The following is a 17286-nucleotide window of genomic DNA, read 5'->3' as shown; positions in this document are numbered from 1 at the left end:
CGCTTACTCTGCAGCCACGACAGTATCCGCTTTTTCTACACGAACTGCCGCGAATTTGAATTCGGGGATTTTGCCGTAAGGATCAATCGCCGGATTGGTCAGCACATTGGCCGCGGCTTCGACATAGGCAAAGGGCACAAACACCATATCTTCGGCAACGGCGCGATCTGCACGTGCCATGATGTCGATGCTGCCGCGACGGGTCGTCAGGCGCAGCATGCCACCCGGTTCAACACCGAGCTTACGCAGGGTTTTGGGATGCAAAGAACAGTTTGCTTCAGGCTCTACCGTATCCAACACCAAAGACCTGCGAGTCATCGATCCCGTGTGCCAATGTTCGAGCTGGCGACCAGTCGTCATGATCATCGGGTATTCGTCATCTGGTGCTTCATCCGGTGCGATGACAGACGCGGGCGTAAAGCGCGCGCGGCCATCAGGCATGGGGAAACCATCGCCGAATACAATCGCTTGCCCCGGATCAGTTGGGGACAACGAAGGGTAGGTCACGGTTTCAGTTTCCAAACGTTCCCAAGTGATGTTGTTCAAGCTTGCCATGTTAAGCTTCATCTCGGCAAACACTTCGGAGACGTCGGAATAGTCCCATGGCAGGCCAATCCGCTTTCCAAGCTCTGCAGTGATGCGCCAGTCTTCGCGTGCCTCACCCGGAGGCGCCACGGCGGGGCGCACGCGCTGTACTTGCCGGTTGGTGTTGCTGACCGTGCCGTTTTTTTCATAAAGGGCAGAGGCTGGCAGAATGATGTCTGCATAATTGGCGGTTTCGGTTAGGAAGATATCCTGAACAATCAACAGCTCTAGCTTGGCAAATGCCTCGCGTGCGTGATCGACGTCTGGGTCAGACATGGCGGGGTTTTCGCCCTGAATATACATACCCTTGATGTTGCCCGCATATACTTGATCCACGATTTCTGTGACGGTCAGGCCTTTTTCATTACTGAAGTCACCCCCACCCCAAACATCCGTGAATGACTTGCGGACATCATCGGACGTGACTGTCTGGTAGTCTGGCAAGAACATTGGAACCAAGCCCGCATCAGATGCGCCTTGTACGTTGTTCTGCCCCCGCAGTGGGTGCAGACCCGCGCCGGGTTTGCCGACATTACCGGTCATCAAGGCAAGCGAAATCAGGCAACGCGAATTGTCAGTGCCGTGGATGTGTTGCGATACGCCCATACCCCAAAAGATCAGGCCAGCCTTGGCATTGGCAAAGGTACGGGCCACACGGCGGATTTGGTCGGGTTCGATGCCACAAATCTCTGCCATGGCGTCTGGTGAGAACTGGCGCAGGTGATCTTTTTCCGCCTGCCAATTGTCTGTCCAGCGATGGATGTATTGGCTGTCGTAGAGTTCTTCTTCGACGATCACATGCATGATCGCGTTCAGCATCGCTACGTCGGCGCCCGGCCGGAACTGAAGCATTTCGTCCGCAAAGCGGCGCAGACCCACACCGCGCGGGTCCATCACGATCAGCTTGCCACCGCGCTTGGTGAATTGCTTAAAATAGGTCGCCGCAACGGGGTGGTTTTCGATTGGATTTGCCCCAATCACAATCGCCACATCCGCGTTTTCGATTTCGTTGAAAGTTGCGGTTACGGCACCGGAGCCGACGTTTTCAATCAGGGCGGTCACAGAAGAGGCGTGACACAAGCGTGTACAGTGATCGACGTTGTTGTGTTTGAAGCCTTGGCGAATGAACTTTTGGAAGAGGTAGGCTTCTTCGTTGGTGCATTTGGCAGAACCAAAACCGGCCACATTGCGCGGATCATCCTCGCGCAGTTTGATCAGCCCTTTGGCGGCCAGATCCAACGCCTCTTCCCAAGTCGCTTCGCGGAAATGTGTCTCTAAGTTGCCCGGATCGACGTTCAAACCCTTGGCTGGCGCGTCGCCACGACGGATCAGTGGTTTGGTCAAACGATGGGGATGATGAATGTAATCGTAGCCGAACCGGCCTTTGACGCACAGGCGACCCTCGTTCGCGGGACCATTGATGCCTTCGACGTATTTTACTTTGCCATCTTTGACCTTGAGCGAGACTTTGCAGCCGACACCACAGAAGGGGCAAACGCTTTCGGTTTCGCTGTCAAAGTCGGCGCTGTCACCCACTTGATTTTCGTCAACCACGGTGGCGGGCATCAGAGCGCCGGTCGGGCAGGCTTGCACACATTCACCGCAGGCCACGCAAGAGGACGTGCCCATTGGGTCAGAAATATCAAAGGTTGGATAGGCTTCGTGACCACGGCCGGCCATGCCGATGACGTCGTTCACTTGCACTTCGCGGCAGGCCTGAACACAGAGGCTGCAGGAAATACAGGCATCCAAATTCACGCTCATCGCGACGTGGGAATCATCCAACAGTGGGATGCGCCCCTCTTCGAGTTTAGGAAATCGGCTTTCGCTGACGCCATTCAAATCAGCCATATCCCAGAGGTGGCTTGATTTATCGTGGCTTTCGTCGCGCGACGGTTGGTCGGCCAAGAGCATTTCAACCACCATCTTACGTGCGCGTTCTGCACGGCTAGAGTTGGTTGTTACGACCATGCCTTCGGCCGGTTCGCGAATGCAGGACGCCGCAAGGGTACGCTCGCCTTCGATCTCTACCATACACGCGCGGCAGTTGCCGTCTGGGCGGTAGCCCGGTGCGGGCTTGTGGCACAAATGTGGAATGATCAGCCCACGACCGTTGGCCACTTCCCAAATTGTTTGGCCTTCTTCTGCTGTGACAGACTGGCCATCCAATGTGAATGTGATGCTGGCGGACATGGTGATCTCCTCTAATTACGTTCAATTTAACCAAAAACCGCTTCACCAACACCTCTTTCGCGACGCACCACACAAGATTCACGCCAATCTAGCAAGCGATCATGCAAAGCATCCAAGCCGACACATAAACTGCCGCAAGCCAAAAACCCTCTTTCGCGATTGGGCGAAGCGACCTACCTAGGTGCGGAAAAGGAAAATCACTATGCCCCAAATGACGTTGATCCGACACGGACAGGCCAACACAACTGCGCGAGACGAGCTGGACTATGACAAGCTGTCAGACTTGGGGCATCAACAGGCGCGTTGGTTGGGCGATTATCTGGCGCAATCGGGTGATCACTATCAGCGCGTGTTTTGCGGCACGATGCGGCGGCATATTGAAACCGCCGAAGGGATTGGCGCGATGCGGTATGGGGAAATTGTTCAGGACAGTCGTTTGAATGAGTTCCCGTATTTTTCGTTGGAAAAGGCCATGCAAGCGCAGTTCAACACGGCGCATCCCACCAGCCGTGAAGAATTTGCCGCCCATTTACCGAAGGTCTTGGCAGCATGGTCCAATAATGAGCTTGAGAATGTCGACGAAACCTTTGCCGCGTTTTCTGGGCGTGTTGGCGCGGTGATCGAAGACATTGCTGCCGGGGATGGGCGCGCGCTGGTGATCACCTCGGGTGGGTTGATCAGCACGGTGTTGCGTCAAACGCTAAATCTGGAAGTCGATGGTTGGTCGCGGATGTGCATGGCGATCATGAACAGTTCGGTGCACCGTTGGCAGAGTTTATTGGACCGTCCTATCCTGACGCAATTCAATGCGGTCCCGCATTTGGAAACACCGGATCGCCATTACGCGCAAACGCATCTGTGATGCGTGCGGGGGCGCTGCCCCCATCGCGTGAAACACAGTTTCACGCCCCCCGAGGTATTTGGATCAAGAAAAAGCAGAGGGGCGGTGCCGTGACTGCAGCGGCCTAAGGGTTAGGCTGCTTTTTCGGCGTGATCTTTGTGCACGAACTTGCAGTCGCAATAACCGCATTCAACAACACCGGTGTCATGCGGAAGGCTCAGCCAGACGCGCGGATGGCCCAATGCCCCCTCGCCCCCGTCACAAGCCACGCGGTAGCTGTCCACGATCTTGGTTTCAGGCGCTTCAATCGTCATTTGGCGGGTCCTTCAGGTTGTCGTTTCGCTCTGTATTGGCTATGGCGAATATGATTGATCAACGCGCTGGGGGCAAGTGTCGCAATGACTCAGAATGCCATTGAAATTCAAGGTCTGACCAAGACCTATACGGGCCAAGGTGGTGCGCCAGATAAACAAGCCCTTAAAGGTGTCGATTTGAATATTCGGGCTGGATCTATTTTTGGCCTTTTGGGGCCAAATGGTGCCGGAAAATCCACTATAATCAACATTATGGCAGGGCTTGTTCGCAAGTCGTCTGGCTCTGTTCGCATTTGGGGGTTTGATCAAGATGACAGCCCGCGCCAATCCCGCGCTGCGATTGGTGTGATGCCGCAAGAGCTGAATGTTGATCCGTTCTTTTCACCGCGCAATGCTTTGGAAGTACAGGCCGGCCTATATGGCGTGCCGAAGCGGCAGCGGCAAAGTGATGAAATTTTGCGCCTTGTGGGCTTAGAAGACAAAGCCAATGCCTATGCGCGTACGCTATCGGGCGGCATGCGACGGCGGTTGTTGTTGGCCAAGGCGCTGGTCCATAGCCCGCAGGTTTTGGTGTTGGATGAGCCAACAGCCGGGGTTGATATCGAGCTGCGGCAAATGCTGTGGGACAATGTGCGCATGCTAAACCGCGAGCGCGGCACGACCATTATTCTGACCACGCATTATCTGGAAGAAGCAGAAGAGATGTGTGACGAGATCGCCATTATCAACCATGGCGAAAAGATCGCGCAGGACAGTACGGCGAACCTACTCGGTGGGCTGGACGCCAAAACGATGGTCATTGTGCCCGAAGAGATGCCTCGCACGTTGCCTGAACTTCCTGACATCAAGACAGAGCTAAGAGACAACGGTACATTGGCACTCGCGTATCATACCAGTGTCACCAGTGCAGAATCAGTGCTGGGTCTGGTCCGTGATTCAGGCATTCGCATCAAAGACATCAAGACCGAACAAGCCGATCTTGAAGATGTGTTTTTGAACCTAACCCGCAGCGCTTAGTCAGCGAACAAATGCGGCGTTGTTGCGATGTCGCGGGCTTTGTCATCGCTGACAGATAGGAATTCTGCAATCGGCGATATGAAATCGCCGAATTCGTCAGCTTCACGAATACGCCCGTAATTCTCAAAGTTGGCGTCCCGGATCAGATCACTCTCATCCTCGATGTCGCGATGGATCGTGGGCAGAATACGCTTGAACGTCTCTTCTGGCGTTTGCTCCCCCGCCAGACCAATCCGGGCCGCGTGCCCTTTTAGGTATTCTTCGGAATAATCACATTGGATTTCCAAGGCGCGCGTGATGGAGCGGTCATTGTAAAAATCGTGCAGCAGATCAATGGACCCGGGATCCATGCAAATGATCATGCGATTTGTCTGGAAATAATCAAACAACATACGGATCAAAGCCCGACGATGACGCGTGCGCTTTTCAATGGTGGCTTGGATGCCGCCCAGATCGGGCAATTCGGTCGTCTCTTCGTGGAAGAGATAGTCGATCGCAGGAATATTTGTCTCTTGCTTGATCTTACCCAAGAAACGCTTGGCCACATGCCACTTCTTGCACACAAGGATCATCAACTCGCGCTCGCGACCCAGGGTCGCCTCGGTTTCCCAGAAGCGATTGGCAAAGCGGCGGCCTACTCGGCCCCGCCCTGTGACAAATTTGAACAGGCTTGGCCCCTCGCCCGAAATTTTGAATTCGACATTGGACGTTGCATATAGCTTTCCCAGCCGCTCTTTCAGTTCAACCGCCTCTGGGCTGATCTTGCGCGCGAATAGGTAATCCTGATTCAGCAGCATGTCGTAGTGGTCATTGTAGAACACCAACGGCATGCCATAATCCGTAAACATCAAGAAGGTCAGCGTACGCGTATTGATCTCATCCGCGGGAATCAGATGGCGTACAAGGGTCTGAAAGAATGTCTCGTCCGGGATCCAAGTGGTGCGAAAGAAGCGCATAACATCTTTGCGGTCACGCACCATGTCCATCACAGCTTCTACAGTGGGGCGACGCAAGCACCACCACTGGCTGCCAATTTGAACCTGAATATCGCTTGGGATTTTACGCTTTAGGCCAAGGCGCTTTTGCAAATTATAGGACGCGTAGAACTTTGTTTTGTCTTCGCGTTCATTAAAGAAGTGGCGGTAAATCAGGCGTTCGGCCTTCATCCCGGTCTTGATCCAGTCACTTTCAAAGAAATCAAAACTCTCAATAAAGTCGTAATCATGCTCGTCTAAGTAGTCATGAACGTATTCCGAGGTCTTGATGGCCGTGCAATCGCCGGACAGCATGTAAAAATGCGTGGCCTTTGGAAAGTCACGAAGCGCAGCCTCCATCGCGTAAAGCGTGGCTTGCACCAAAGTCCATTCCCCCCAACCGCATTTGATACGTTTGGTGGCAAAGGTGACGTTGGGATTGCCCCCTAAAGCATCTTGAATTCGTTTGAAAAATTCTGGATTCGCGCTGGCATCAAAGTGAATCGCCATGCAATCGCCGGTTGCCGTCAACTGTTCTGCTTGCTGAATGACCGCTTCGGGGTCTTTATGGCATAGAAGTATAAATGCGATCTTTGCCATATTTGAAACTGTAACCCCATGTTAACCCGATTGTTTACCTATTAAAGGCTAACACACATTGAATAAACCGGGGAAATTTGGTTTTTTAAAGTCTATATAAAAGTGTGGCCTGAAGAACTTAGGTCAACAATAAGCCGGAGGCATGAAGTATGGGATTCCCGGGCACGTGGATGACAGAAAGTCAGAGCGTCGTTTATCGCGTCGTTCCAAAGTGTGCATGTTCGACCATTGGCCAGATTATGTACTACTCTGATCATGGCGAATATTTTGACGGTGACATTCACGACGCAACCACCGGTCTGCACAAATGGGCGCATGACGACAGTAAAGAATCCATCAGCTCAGTGGTGCATGGGCACGACAGCTTTGCCTTTACCTGTGTTCGCAATCCTTACACGCGCATCCTAAGTTCTTTCTTTGACAAAATCTGCGGCATCCAACGCAATGGCAAACGCTATCGCGGGAATATGGTGCCCATGTTGATCCAAAAATACGGCATAGAAGTCGGTGGCGAAGATGGCAAACAAGAGTTTGACCAAATCCAAAGCTTCCGCCGGTTTCTACTTTTCGCCCGCGACACCATCCGCTGGCGTCGCCCAATGGATCCTGACATTCACTGGTCTGCCAGCTCTGGTCATGTGTCCACGTTCATTGTGAACGGTGGCCGCTACGACAAGATTTTCTGGACAGAGCAATTCAACGAAGGCATGCAAAGTGTCTTGGATCAGATTGAGGTTCCAAACCCCGTCGACCTGGCGGCGGTACCCCGTTTCAACGAATCCGAAGGCCACGGCCCCAAACGCGCGCATCCAGTCGAAGACTACTTTGACGATCTGTCGATGCATCTGGTTTACGAGATGTACAAACGCGACTTTGACTTGTTCAAATATGATTTCGAAAATCCGGGAAACAAACTCCCGATTGGTGAAATCGACCTAGACGAAATCCACGCGAAACTTGGGGACTAAAGGCAGGGGGCTCTGCCCCCTTTTGGCTTTGCCAATTCACCCCCGAGGTATTTTCGGTCAAGAAAAAACGGATTTTTAACGCTCTTCGAATTGAATAGATGAGCGGTACAGGCTGAGGAGCCGATGACCGCTCAAGGAAAAGCCGCCTCATCCAAGATGTAGCATCAGCGCAGAGCTGAACGGCGTTGAGGATGGGGCGCATCATTAGGTTTTTTCTTGATCCAAATACCTAAAATACGCCCCCAACAACATGCGCCTTACAGCAACCCTTCTTTTACAAACAGCGCCTTTAGCTCTGTTTCAGGGCGCGCGCCGTAGTGGCTGATGACTTCTGCCGCCGCGACACAGCCCATGCGCCCGCAGGTTTTCAGATCTTGACCCGTGGCATAGCCATAAAGGAAGCCCGCTGCGAATTGATCACCTGCCCCCGTTGCATCCACTGGAACGATTTCCGTTACAGGCACAGTTACCTTTTCACCGCCACGAACAAGAACGACTTCTTTGCCGGACCGGGTGCATACAATCAAACCGGACTCAGATGCTGCCTGCGTCAGGGCCTCGTCCAGATCATCGGTCTCATATAGCGATTTCCATTCGTGTTCGTTGCCGATCACGTAATCGAGTTCTTTGACCAGGCGACGGAAATCGGTGCGATGGCGATCTACGCAGAACGGGTCAGACAATGAAATGCCGGCCTTACCGCCACCGGCGTGGCAGAGGGCATTCGCGCGTTCAAAGGCCTCTTTGCCTCTTGGCTTGTCGTAGAGGTAGCCCTCAAGGAACAAAATCATCGCCTGCCCGGCTACATCATCGGCAACGTCTTCTGGGCCCAGTTCTGAGGAAATACCCAAATAAGTATTCATTGAACGTTCCCCATCTGGGGACACAAAGATCATGGACCTAGACGTTGGGAGCTCACCACCCTCTACTGGGTCATTTGGAAAGTCAGTCCCGCCCGCAATCATTTCACGTGCATAAAATTGGCCCAAGGCATCGCCATTCACGCGGCCGATGAAAGCCGTTGTCAGGCCCAGATTACCCAAACCAGCCAACGTATTTGCCACTGAACCGCCCGGCGCCTGAACGCGATTTGTCATCGCGCCATACAGCGTTTCACCGCGTTCTTTTTCGATCAGCTGCATGATCCCTTTTTGGATGCCCATCAGGTCCAAAAAGCTATCATCCGACTGGCTGATCACGTCAACGATTGCATTGCCGATACCGACAACTTGATACTTGCTCATAGGTTCTTGTCCTCAAACATACAGAGATCGCGGATCAAACAGGTGCCACACAAAGGCTTGCGCGCCTTGCAATGATACCGCCCATGCAAAATCATCCAGTGATGTGCATGTTGCTGAAAATCCACGGGAATATGGTCTTCGATGGCGCGTTCAACGGCCACCACGTCTTTGCCGGGGCACACGCCCGAACGATTACCAAAACGATAAATATGTGTATCAACTGCCTGCGCCGGATACTGCCACCACATGTTCAAAACCACATTCGCGGTTTTACGGCCAACGCCGGGCAGGCTTTCCAATGCGGCTCGCGAATTTGGAACCACGCCGTCATAGTCATCCACCAAAATACGCGACATCTTCATCACGTTCTTGGCCTTGTTGCGATAAAGGCCAATGGTCTTGATATGCTCAATCACTGTCTCTTCGCCCAGGTCCAGCATCTTTTGCGGGGTATCAGCAATTTTGAACAGCTCTTTGGTGGCTTTGTTTACGCCCACATCGGTGGCCTGCGCAGATAGCGCGACAGCCACGACCAGCGTATAGGCGTTCACGTGATCGAGCTCGCCCTTAGGCGCGGCGTCTGCCGCCTCAAATCGTGTGAAAATCTCACGGATCGTGTGGTAATCAAGCTGTTTCGCCATAGCATCCTCGGGCAACACTGCGTTTTCCATGCCATAAGCTGCGCGCGACCCAAGATCAATTGCAGCAGGGCAAAAGCGCATATTTCGGGTCGATTGTGATCAAGTGTCCCTCTAGGATGGGCCGACGTTCAAGGAGCGGCTCATGACTGACATGGAACAAAGCTATCACTACGGCGTCATGCGGCGCGCGATCGAGCTGATTGATCAGAATGGCGCGACCCTTTCGTTGGAAGAACTGTCTACCGCCATGGGCATGAGCCCCGCACATTTTCAGCGCATATTCTCCAAATGGGCTGGGGTCTCGCCTAAGAAGTTCCAACAGTATTTGACCTTGGGCCATGCAAAAGCACTGCTGCGCAATCGTTTCACCACATTAGAAACCTCGCAATCGGTAGGCCTGTCCGGGTCCGGCCGATTGCATGACCTATTCCTAAGTTGGGAAGCCATGAGCCCCGGCGAATACGCACGCGGCGCGGACGGATTGACGATCTACTGGTGCTGGTATGACAGCCCATTTGGCAAAGCCCTGATCATGGCAACAGGCAAAGGCATCTGTGGTCTCGCCTTCACTGCCGAAACTGGGGACGATGGCGCGATGGCGGATATGCAATCGCGCTGGCCCGAAGCCACGTTTATTCAAGACGCTGCGCGATTGAACACATGGGCCGTCAACGTCTTCTCAACCAAGCCCAATGCAGAAACCCCGCTTTATCTGATCGGCAGCCCATTGCAGATCAAAGTCTGGGAGGCCTTGCTGTCCATCCCTTCGGGCCAAGTCACCACATATTCAGAAATCGCGCTGGCCATTGGCAATCCAAAAGCGGTGCGCGCTGTCGGCACAGCGGTTGGGCGCAATCCAATCAGCTGGGTGATCCCCTGCCATCGTGCCCTACGCAAATCAGGCGGCTTGGGCGGCTATCACTGGGGCCTGCCCGTCAAACGCGCCATGTTGGCCTATGAAGGTGCCCGTTCAGAAGACGCGATAAGCGGCTGATCCCCGCCAGTAGACCCTAAAATGGGCAATACACCGCCGATTTCCCCCTTGTGACCAAGCTGTGTAGGGCGCAAGATTGCGCCAGACCCTAAATGTCCGCCGAACGGACTTGTTAAAAGAGGCACATATGATCCGAGCAAAATTGGCCATCGGCCTGACCCTTGGTGCAACGCTGGCTCTCAGCGCATGTACTGACCCGAATTACGCAGGTATCGACCGCACAAAAACCAAAAACGGTGCAGCAATTGGCGCGGCTGTTGGTGGTATCTTTGGCGCGATCACCAGCGACAACAAAGGCAAAGGCGCTGTCAAAGGTGCGGCCATCGGTGCTGGCATCGGCGCGCTTGTCGGCAACGAGCTGGACAAACAAGAGGCAGACCTGCGTCGTGACCTAAACAACGACAATGTTCAAATCACCAACACAGGTGACCGCCTGATCGTGACCCTGCCACAGGACATCCTGTTTGCCACAGACAGTAGCGCAGTGCGCAGCGATCTACGCCGTGACCTTGGTGCAATTGCGGGCAACCTACAGGCCTATCCGAACTCGACCATCCAGATTTTGGGTCACACGGATAACGTCGGCGATGCGTCCTACAACCAAGGCCTCAGCCAACGCCGCGCGGAATCTGTCGCGGACGTTCTGCTAGAAGCAGGCATTCCCTTTAGCCGTATCCAAACAATTGGCCGCGGCGAAGACCAGCCGCTTGCCTCTAACCTCACTCCAGAGGGCCGCGCGCAAAACCGCCGCGTTGAAATCGTGATCCTGCCAAACGCAGCCTGATCCACATCTAAAGCCCAGCGGACGACATTACACCGCTGGGCTTTTTCTTGATCCAAATACCTAAAACCCAACCTCGCGCGAAATCGCACAGGCCCTGTTTGCCCACTGCGTTGCAACTATCGGTGATGTCTTTACCTTATCGATAAGACCACAGCGCAAGGACACATCATGACCAAACTTCTGGGTATTTCCGGCTCTCTTCGAACTGACGCAACCAACACCAAACTGATCCGCGAAGCAGCGCGGCTTTTTGGCGACGCGACTTACGTTGAAGCTGATCTAAACATCCCCCTCTACAATGGCGATGACGAAGACCGCGACGGCCTGCCAGCCGCTGTTCAAACACTGGTGCAACAAATTACCGAAGCTGACGCCGTGCTGATCTCCACCCCGGAATACAATTCCGGTATCACGGGGGTTTTGAAAAATGCTCTTGATTGGGTAAGCCGCTCAAAGCCCACTCCGTGGACAAACAAACCCGTCGCCGTCATGAGCGCCGCAGCCGGCCGCGCCGGAGGCATCCGCGCACAAACCATGCTGCGCAACTGCATGACTCCATTCAACGTGCGCTTGGTCGCGGCATCAGAAGTGGCAATTGCCAGCTCTGGAAAAGAGTTCGACGAGAATGGACAGCTGATCAATGAACGGTATCAGGTATCTGCCAGCCGTTTGATGGATGCGCTCAAAGCCGAGATTGAACATTCAAACTAAGGGTTAAAGAGACGCGCTTGGTTTGAACCCTTCGGGAATTGTATCGCGACCGTCTAAGATCAGGTCTGCCATGACCATTCCAACCTTGGGCGCCATGCCAAAGCCGATCTTAAATCCACCATTCGCGATATAGGCATCGGGCTGCATGGGATGCACGCCCAGCATCGGCGCGCGGCTTTTGGCACGGGGGCGCACGCCAGCCCATTTTTCCAAAACAGGCGCATCTGCGAGAACGGGCATTGCGGTAATTGCACGATCCAGAACGGCATCAATCTGCGCGTCGTTCGTATTGGGTGAGTCAAATTCGCGTTCGCTGGTTGACCCAATCGCCACGGTCCCGTCCGCATGCGGGATGATGTGCACGGTATCTGCAAAAAGCTGCGGGAGGTCACTGCGATCCAGTTTTAGCAGCACAGCTTGGCCTTTGACACCATTGCCGACCATGCGGCCCATTTGATCAGACAGGTCAACCAACCCGCGCCAACCGGTGGCCCAAACCACCTTGCCCAACGCATCCCCATCCGTCGCAATAACTGCGCCCTTGGCTCGCAGTGCCGCTGCCAGTGCCAAACAGGCCTGACGTGGATGAATACGCCCACTTAGTGAGTCTTTGATCAGAAATCCGGTTGGCGACTGCGGGGCCCATTCGCCGGCATCCGCCGCAGGAATAATGTCCCAAACGGCTTTGCCCTGCCACAGCGACCTAGCGCCATCTGCCCGTGCCTTGGCCAACGCCATCGCGCGTTCATCGGCAATAGGCTGCAAGCGCCCCAATCTGCCATATCCCGAAGATAGCCCAGCCACTGCCCCGACCTCTGACCAGAAAGCCTCGGCCATAATCAGGCTTTCAAACTGAAACGCCTTTTTGTCGTTCCACTTCTCTGGCGTGTGCGGCGCCAAGGCCCCCACGATGCCACCCGACGACCCAGCCGCCACGCCATTCGGATCAATCACTTGCACCTTAGCGCCGCGTTGCACGCAGGCCCATGCCACGGATAACCCAAACGCCCCTGCGCCCATCACTGTGACATCGACCATTGCCAAACCTCTTGATTTTGCCCAATGCTAATCGCCGGACATTTAGATACGCATCTGTAAGGCATTCGCACATGAGCGACCAGTCAGCAAAGCTAGAATGGCGAGACGAGAAGATCCCCGTTTCGACCCGTTTCGACGACCCATACTTCAGCCTCGACAATGGGTTGAATGAAACGCGCCACGTATTCCTGTCGGGCAACAACCTGCCTGCGCGCTTTGCCCCCGGGTTTCATATTGCGGAACTTGGCTTTGGCACCGGCCTAAACCTATTGGCCGCATGGCGCGCGTGGGAGGCATCGGGCCAAGACACCCCCTTACGTTTCACCAGTTTCGAAGCCTTTCCAATGGAGGCCGAAGAAATGGCGCGTGCCCTGACGGCCTTTCCAGAAGTGGCGGAATATGCCGTTCGGTTGGTTGACGCTTGGGCGCAAGATAAGACTCTAACAACGCTAAAAGGCATCGACGCGACCGTTGTTTTGGGGGATGCGCGCAGAACATTGGCGCAACAGAATTGGCTGGCGGATGCGTGGTTCCTTGATGGGTTTTCACCTGCCAAGAATCCTGAACTTTGGGACGAAGACCTGATGCAACAGGTTGGCGCCCACACCAAAACAGGCGGCACCGCTGCCACATATACCGCCGCAGGCTTTGTACGCCGCAATCTGGAAAACGCTGGATTTGACGTAACCCGCATCCAAGGATTTGGGCGCAAGCGGCATATGACAACTGCCCTGAAAGCCGCCAAATGAACCAAACCAACAACCGCCTCGGCGTTCTATTGATGAGCCTCACGGCCTTCATGTTTGCCATGCAGGACGGCGTGTCGCGGTATCTGGTGGTAGAATACAACGTCTATATGATCGTCATGATCCGCTACTGGTTCTTTGCGGCCTTTGTCGTAATGATATCCCAACGCAATGGCGGTTTTCGCAAGGCGGCCAAAACGCAACTGCCTTGGCTACAATGGACTCGCGGCGCATTGCTCGCGTTAGAAATCTGCGTGACCGTTGGGTCGCTTGCGTTGCTTGGCCTCACAGAAACCCATGCCATCTTTGTCTGCTATCCACTGCTGGTGGTTGCCCTCTCTGGACCTTTACTTGGCGAACAAGTTGGCTGGAGGCGTTGGCTCGCCGTCGGGGTTGGCTTTGTTGGCGTTCTGATCATCCTGCAACCGGGCAGCGGCGTATTTAGCCCATTGGCCATTATCCCACTGATCGGCGCGATGATGTTTGCGGGCTATGGCCTGCTGACGCGCTATGCCTCGCGCTATGACAGTACCGAAACCAGTTTTTTCTACACCGGCGTAGCGGGTTGCGTCACAATGACGGCCATTGGGCTGTTCTTTTGGGAACCGATCCACGGCTCAGATTTGATCTGGCTCTTGATCCTTTGTTTGATGAGCGTCGCAGGGCATTGGCTATTGATCAAAACCTATGAAACTGCCGAAGCCAGCGCGGTTCAGCCCTTTGCCTATTTGCAACTCCCCTTTGCCGCTGCCGTCGGCATGACAATCTTTGCCGAGACCTTGCGACTGAACGTAGCCATCGGTGCCAGCATCATTGTCGGCGCAGGGCTTTTCACGTTATGGCGAGAACGACAAACCCAAACCTAAAGGCCCGAACGTATGAGCTTTGACATCCTGATGGCCCTAAGTGCCGGCGCTTTGCTTGCTGGTTTTGTCAGCGGTTTCGCAGGCTTTGGCACTGCCCTCTTCGCATCGGGCATCTGGTTTGCATTTCTACCAACAGAGATCGTGCCTCCTTTGGTTACGATTACCGCCGTTGTGGGGCAATTGACCGGCCTTGCCCGCCTGTCAAAACAGCTCGAGTTTCGCAAAGCGGTTCCGATGATTGGCGGTGGTATCCTTGGTGTGCCACTCGGCACACTTATCCTGCTGTTCATCGCCCCGGATGCGATCAAAGGCTTCATCGGCCTCTTCCTCGTGACCTACGCCCTTTGGCAACTCATGGGAAAACGCCTGCGCTTAACGATTCCTGTGCAGCCCGTCTCGCGTGATCGAATTGTTGGCTTTGGGGGCGGCATTCTTGGGGGTCTTGCGGGCCTATCCGGCCCAGCCCCAATCGTCTGGCTACAGCTTCAAAACCTGCCATCCACTGAGCAACGCGCGCGGTATCAGCCCTTCAATCTAGTGATCCTTTGCTGTTCAGCGCTTTCAATGGCAGCCTTTGGCGTGGTCACGACCGAAGTGCTATTCTACGCAGCTTTCGCAGCCCCCGTCTGCGTATTGGGCGCGTTCATCGGCGTCAAAGCCTACGCCAAAGCGTCAGAGCAAGCCTTTCGCAAATGGATCGTTTGGTTGCTACTGGCCTCAGGCCTATTCATCCTCGCGCAGGTCTTGCTTTAATTCGTTAGCAACGACCGTCCGACCAATTCCTTGCTAAACGGCACCGGCAAAGCGGTCTTGCCCAAACGCGCACGATAAACAGGCAAGCTTTCGGCCACCCGCATCACATAGTTCCGCGTTTCATTGAATGGGATGTGTTCAATCCAATCGACAATATCCATGCCGCCGCGCCGCCGAGGATCGCCATTCTGCGCCATCCATTTCACCGGACGGCTTGGCCCAGCGTTATACCCAGCGGCAACCATAATCACATTGCCATCAAACTGTTCCGACAGCCCCGCCAGATACGCCGTGCCCAAGGTCACGTTGTAATCCGGGTCACTCAACAGCTTGGACTTGCTGTAAGAAACCCCCAAATCGCCCGCCACTTCTTTGGCAGTGCCCGGTAAAATCTGCATCAAGCCCATCGCATTCGCACCAGACACAACGCTTGGATCAAATTCACTCTCGCGCCGTGCAATCGACAACGCCATTTCGGCAGGCACCCGCAAATTGCGACGCTTCGCAAAGGGATGCACCGCATAATAGGGCGCATGAATTTCATGCCCATATTGCGCAAACCGCTTACCCAGCATGACAGCAATATGCGGCTCGTTTATCTCAATCGCCATCTGCCCCATCTGCGCCATGGTCGCTTTGTCCTGCGATTCAGCCAGATGCGTCCAGAACCGCTCTGCCAAAGAAAGTTCGCCACTATTCAGCAACAACACAGCCGCTTTATGTACAGAGCTGTTCGTATAAGGCGCCCCGCGCCACGATGGCGCCGAACCACCGCTCAAAGCAGCTTGAACCGGCACACCCGCTTTCTCGGCAGCCAACAAACCATAGAACGTCGTCTGATACTGACCACCGCCAGCATAAGCCTTTTGCGCCGCAGCTTTGTCACCCATGGCCTCATAAGCCCGGCCAATCCAATAGCCGGCACGACCAAAGGAAATCGGCGTTTCCACGGCTTGTTCAAACCGTACAAAGTGCTGCAAAGCGACGCCCGGCCTATTCATAAACCGCAACGACAAATAGCCCGCCAACCACTCAAGATCAGCATAGCTGCTGCCCTCCGTCAGCCCATGGTTCGTCGCCACCGCATAGGCCTGCGTATGCCGCCCCGCCCGCATTTCACTGCGCACCAAGGCGCGCCGCCAACCGGCCCAAGACGCTGCATCACCCAACTTCTTTGCTTTGCTCTGCGCCAAGATCAACTCAATCGCCGAAGCATTCCGCCCCTTCCGCGCCCGCCAAGCGAACCGCTCAAACGCCAATCCCGGATCTTTAGCCAATCGCGCAGGCACCGCTTCAATATAACCGTCAACGCCGTCCAAGTTCCGCCGCAACGCCAACCGCGCGGCTGCCAGCTTTTGCTGACCTTCACTCACCAATGGGTACATCCGCAGCACATTCTCGCGCCAGCCTTGCCACAACAGGTGATCCAGACGCGCCTCATGATGCTTCTTCAATAGTGGCCCATGCACATCCAGATAATCCGTCTGCACCTGTTCGCTCATCGCAAAACTGCGCCACGCCCGCACAATCTCGGCATCCGCCGCCGTTTTCTGGCCAGCCCTCCGCAAGGCCCGCGCATAAGCAAAGGCGCCCTTCGCCGTTTGCGGTTGGGTATCCGCAAAATAGGCACGCACATGATCTCCTGAGGCCGTCTTTAACGCAGGCTCCATCTGTTTGCGCAAATACGGCAAACCGGGCCAATCACCCCGTCGCGCCAAAAATGATGCCGCTTCTCGTGCTGTACCTTCACCGGCGCGCAAGCGATGCCACTCAACGACATCCTGCGCGACATCATTCTGCCGCCGTACCAAACGCTGCGCCTCAGCCCAGTCCTTGGCGCGAATAGCGTCCATAGCCGACCCTAATACGCCCTGTGCCGCAGCAACATCCGCGAGGAATACTGCCAATAGTGTTGCCCATAAAAGCCGTAACATGCTTGCATTTTCCTAACTGACACAGGATACGACCCAACATTAAGCGCGCGCGGGCAAAGGTCCAATGACAATCTTGGCAAACT

General features: G+C 54.7%; 16 protein-coding genes. 9 read left to right on the top strand and 7 right to left on the bottom strand.

Annotated features, from left to right (window positions below; translation table 11 throughout):
• Nucleotides 1-3 precede the first annotated feature (3 nt).
• Nucleotides 4-2778, bottom strand: coding sequence for a formate dehydrogenase subunit alpha (fdhF, locus tag Q4544_RS15315; protein WP_303507730.1), 2775 nt, complete (start codon nt 2776-2778; stop codon nt 4-6).
• 202 nt (nt 2779-2980) lie between these two features.
• On the opposite strand from fdhF, the gene Q4544_RS15310 reads away from it, so the two are divergent.
• The gene (locus Q4544_RS15310; RefSeq protein WP_303507729.1) at nt 2981-3640 is read left to right on the top strand and encodes a histidine phosphatase family protein; all 660 of its coding nucleotides are present in this window, start codon (nt 2981-2983) and stop codon (nt 3638-3640) included.
• A gap of 110 nt (nt 3641-3750) precedes the next feature.
• Here Q4544_RS15310 and Q4544_RS15305 read toward each other — a convergent pair whose 3' ends face one another.
• Nucleotides 3751-3933 carry a zinc-finger domain-containing protein gene (locus Q4544_RS15305; RefSeq protein WP_303507727.1) on the bottom strand — a complete coding sequence of 61 codons (183 nt, stop codon included), beginning with the start codon at nt 3931-3933 and terminating at the stop codon, nt 3751-3753.
• Between the two features lie 84 nt (nt 3934-4017).
• Between Q4544_RS15305 and Q4544_RS15300 the strand changes: the two genes are divergently transcribed.
• Nucleotides 4018-4950, top strand: coding sequence for an ABC transporter ATP-binding protein (locus Q4544_RS15300; RefSeq protein WP_303507725.1), 933 nt, complete (start codon nt 4018-4020; stop codon nt 4948-4950).
• Here Q4544_RS15300 and Q4544_RS15295 read toward each other — a convergent pair.
• Nucleotides 4947-6524, bottom strand: a complete 1578-nt coding sequence (locus Q4544_RS15295; protein WP_303507723.1) for a DUF5928 domain-containing protein — start codon at nt 6522-6524, stop codon at nt 4947-4949. The genes Q4544_RS15300 and Q4544_RS15295 overlap by 4 nt on opposite strands.
• Before the next feature lie 149 nt (nt 6525-6673).
• Between Q4544_RS15295 and Q4544_RS15290 the strand changes: the two genes are divergently transcribed.
• Nucleotides 6674-7492 (top strand): sulfotransferase family protein, encoded by an 819-nt coding sequence (locus Q4544_RS15290; RefSeq protein ID WP_303507722.1) that lies wholly within the window; start codon nt 6674-6676, stop codon nt 7490-7492.
• A 257-nt stretch (nt 7493-7749) separates the two neighbouring features.
• Here Q4544_RS15290 and Q4544_RS15285 read toward each other — a convergent pair whose 3' ends face one another.
• Both Q4544_RS15285 and nth read right to left on the bottom strand, forming a co-directional pair.
• On the bottom strand, nt 7750-8736 hold the full coding sequence (locus tag Q4544_RS15285; protein WP_303507720.1) for an adenosine kinase: 987 nt from the start codon (nt 8734-8736) through the stop codon (nt 7750-7752).
• The gene (gene nth, locus Q4544_RS15280; protein WP_303507783.1) at nt 8733-9377 is read right to left on the bottom strand and encodes an endonuclease III; all 645 of its coding nucleotides are present in this window, start codon (nt 9375-9377) and stop codon (nt 8733-8735) included. The genes Q4544_RS15285 and nth overlap by 4 nt, the downstream gene beginning before the upstream one ends.
• A 142-nt stretch (nt 9378-9519) precedes the next feature.
• Between nth and Q4544_RS15275 the strand changes: the two genes are divergently transcribed.
• The 3 genes from Q4544_RS15275 to Q4544_RS15265 all read left to right on the top strand — a co-directional run bounded on the left by Q4544_RS15275 (nt 9520) and on the right by Q4544_RS15265 (nt 11866).
• Nucleotides 9520-10371 (top strand): bifunctional helix-turn-helix domain-containing protein/methylated-DNA--[protein]-cysteine S-methyltransferase, encoded by an 852-nt coding sequence (locus Q4544_RS15275; RefSeq protein ID WP_303507718.1) that lies wholly within the window; start codon nt 9520-9522, stop codon nt 10369-10371.
• A gap of 127 nt (nt 10372-10498) precedes the next feature.
• Complete coding sequence (locus tag Q4544_RS15270; protein WP_303507716.1) at nt 10499-11155, top strand: OmpA family protein; 657 nt, start codon at nt 10499-10501, stop codon at nt 11153-11155.
• A 168-nt stretch (nt 11156-11323) separates the two neighbouring features.
• Nucleotides 11324-11866: an NADPH-dependent FMN reductase gene (locus Q4544_RS15265; RefSeq protein WP_303507714.1), complete on the top strand. Its 543-nt coding sequence runs from the start codon at nt 11324-11326 to the stop codon at nt 11864-11866.
• A gap of 3 nt (nt 11867-11869) precedes the next feature.
• Here the strand turns inward: Q4544_RS15265 and Q4544_RS15260 are convergent, their stop codons facing one another.
• The gene (locus Q4544_RS15260) at nt 11870-12904 is read right to left on the bottom strand and encodes an FAD-binding oxidoreductase (protein ID WP_303507712.1); all 1035 of its coding nucleotides are present in this window, start codon (nt 12902-12904) and stop codon (nt 11870-11872) included.
• A 71-nt stretch (nt 12905-12975) separates the two neighbouring features.
• Here Q4544_RS15260 and mnmD point away from each other — a divergent pair, with 71 nt between their 5' ends.
• Genes mnmD through Q4544_RS15245 form a run of 3 tightly spaced genes read left to right on the top strand, consistent with a single transcriptional unit; the run spans nt 12976 to nt 15269 of the window.
• On the top strand, nt 12976-13653 hold the full coding sequence (gene mnmD / locus Q4544_RS15255) for a tRNA (5-methylaminomethyl-2-thiouridine)(34)-methyltransferase MnmD (protein WP_303507710.1): 678 nt from the start codon (nt 12976-12978) through the stop codon (nt 13651-13653).
• On the top strand, nt 13650-14516 hold the full coding sequence (locus tag Q4544_RS15250; protein ID WP_303507708.1) for a DMT family transporter: 867 nt from the start codon (nt 13650-13652) through the stop codon (nt 14514-14516). Before mnmD ends, Q4544_RS15250 begins: the two co-directional genes overlap by 4 nt.
• 12 nt (nt 14517-14528) lie before the next feature.
• Nucleotides 14529-15269 (top strand): sulfite exporter TauE/SafE family protein, encoded by a 741-nt coding sequence (locus Q4544_RS15245; RefSeq protein ID WP_303507706.1) that lies wholly within the window; start codon nt 14529-14531, stop codon nt 15267-15269.
• Here the strand turns inward: Q4544_RS15245 and Q4544_RS15240 are convergent.
• Nucleotides 15266-17203 (bottom strand): lytic transglycosylase domain-containing protein, encoded by a 1938-nt coding sequence (locus tag Q4544_RS15240; protein WP_303507704.1) that lies wholly within the window; start codon nt 17201-17203, stop codon nt 15266-15268. The genes Q4544_RS15245 and Q4544_RS15240 overlap by 4 nt on opposite strands.
• Nucleotides 17204-17286 lie beyond the last annotated feature (83 nt).

Origin of the sequence: Cognatishimia sp. 1_MG-2023 (genome assembly GCF_030548175.1) — a bacterium.
In the GTDB taxonomy this organism is placed as follows: Bacteria; Pseudomonadota; Alphaproteobacteria; order Rhodobacterales; family Rhodobacteraceae; genus Cognatishimia.
This window is presented reverse-complemented; position numbering and strand designations above follow the sequence as displayed.

Excerpts from the sequence above, each read along its gene's own strand:
- Q4544_RS15275 (WP_303507718.1), top strand. The coding sequence starts at position 9,520 with ATGACTGACATGGAACAAAGCTATCACTACGGCGTCATGCGGCGCGCG.
- Q4544_RS15265 (WP_303507714.1), top strand. The coding sequence starts at position 11,324 with ATGACCAAACTTCTGGGTATTTCCGGCTCTCTTCGAACTGACGCAACC.
- Q4544_RS15310 (WP_303507729.1), top strand. The coding sequence starts at position 2,981 with ATGCCCCAAATGACGTTGATCCGACACGGACAGGCCAACACAACTGCG.
- nth (WP_303507783.1), bottom strand. The coding sequence starts at position 9,377 with ATGGCGAAACAGCTTGATTACCACACGATCCGTGAGATTTTCACACGA.
- Q4544_RS15250 (WP_303507708.1), top strand. The coding sequence starts at position 13,650 with ATGAACCAAACCAACAACCGCCTCGGCGTTCTATTGATGAGCCTCACG.
- Q4544_RS15260 (WP_303507712.1), bottom strand. The coding sequence starts at position 12,904 with ATGGTCGATGTCACAGTGATGGGCGCAGGGGCGTTTGGGTTATCCGTG.
- Q4544_RS15295 (WP_303507723.1), bottom strand. The coding sequence starts at position 6,524 with ATGGCAAAGATCGCATTTATACTTCTATGCCATAAAGACCCCGAAGCG.
- mnmD (WP_303507710.1), top strand. The coding sequence starts at position 12,976 with ATGAGCGACCAGTCAGCAAAGCTAGAATGGCGAGACGAGAAGATCCCC.
- Q4544_RS15290 (WP_303507722.1), top strand. The coding sequence starts at position 6,674 with ATGGGATTCCCGGGCACGTGGATGACAGAAAGTCAGAGCGTCGTTTAT.
- Q4544_RS15245 (WP_303507706.1), top strand. The coding sequence starts at position 14,529 with ATGAGCTTTGACATCCTGATGGCCCTAAGTGCCGGCGCTTTGCTTGCT.
- Q4544_RS15270 (WP_303507716.1), top strand. The coding sequence starts at position 10,499 with ATGATCCGAGCAAAATTGGCCATCGGCCTGACCCTTGGTGCAACGCTG.
- Q4544_RS15285 (WP_303507720.1), bottom strand. The coding sequence starts at position 8,736 with ATGAGCAAGTATCAAGTTGTCGGTATCGGCAATGCAATCGTTGACGTG.
- Q4544_RS15305 (WP_303507727.1), bottom strand. The coding sequence starts at position 3,933 with ATGACGATTGAAGCGCCTGAAACCAAGATCGTGGACAGCTACCGCGTG.
- Q4544_RS15300 (WP_303507725.1), top strand. The coding sequence starts at position 4,018 with ATGACTCAGAATGCCATTGAAATTCAAGGTCTGACCAAGACCTATACG.
- fdhF (WP_303507730.1), bottom strand. The coding sequence starts at position 2,778 with ATGTCCGCCAGCATCACATTCACATTGGATGGCCAGTCTGTCACAGCA.
- Q4544_RS15240 (WP_303507704.1), bottom strand. The coding sequence starts at position 17,203 with ATGTTACGGCTTTTATGGGCAACACTATTGGCAGTATTCCTCGCGGAT.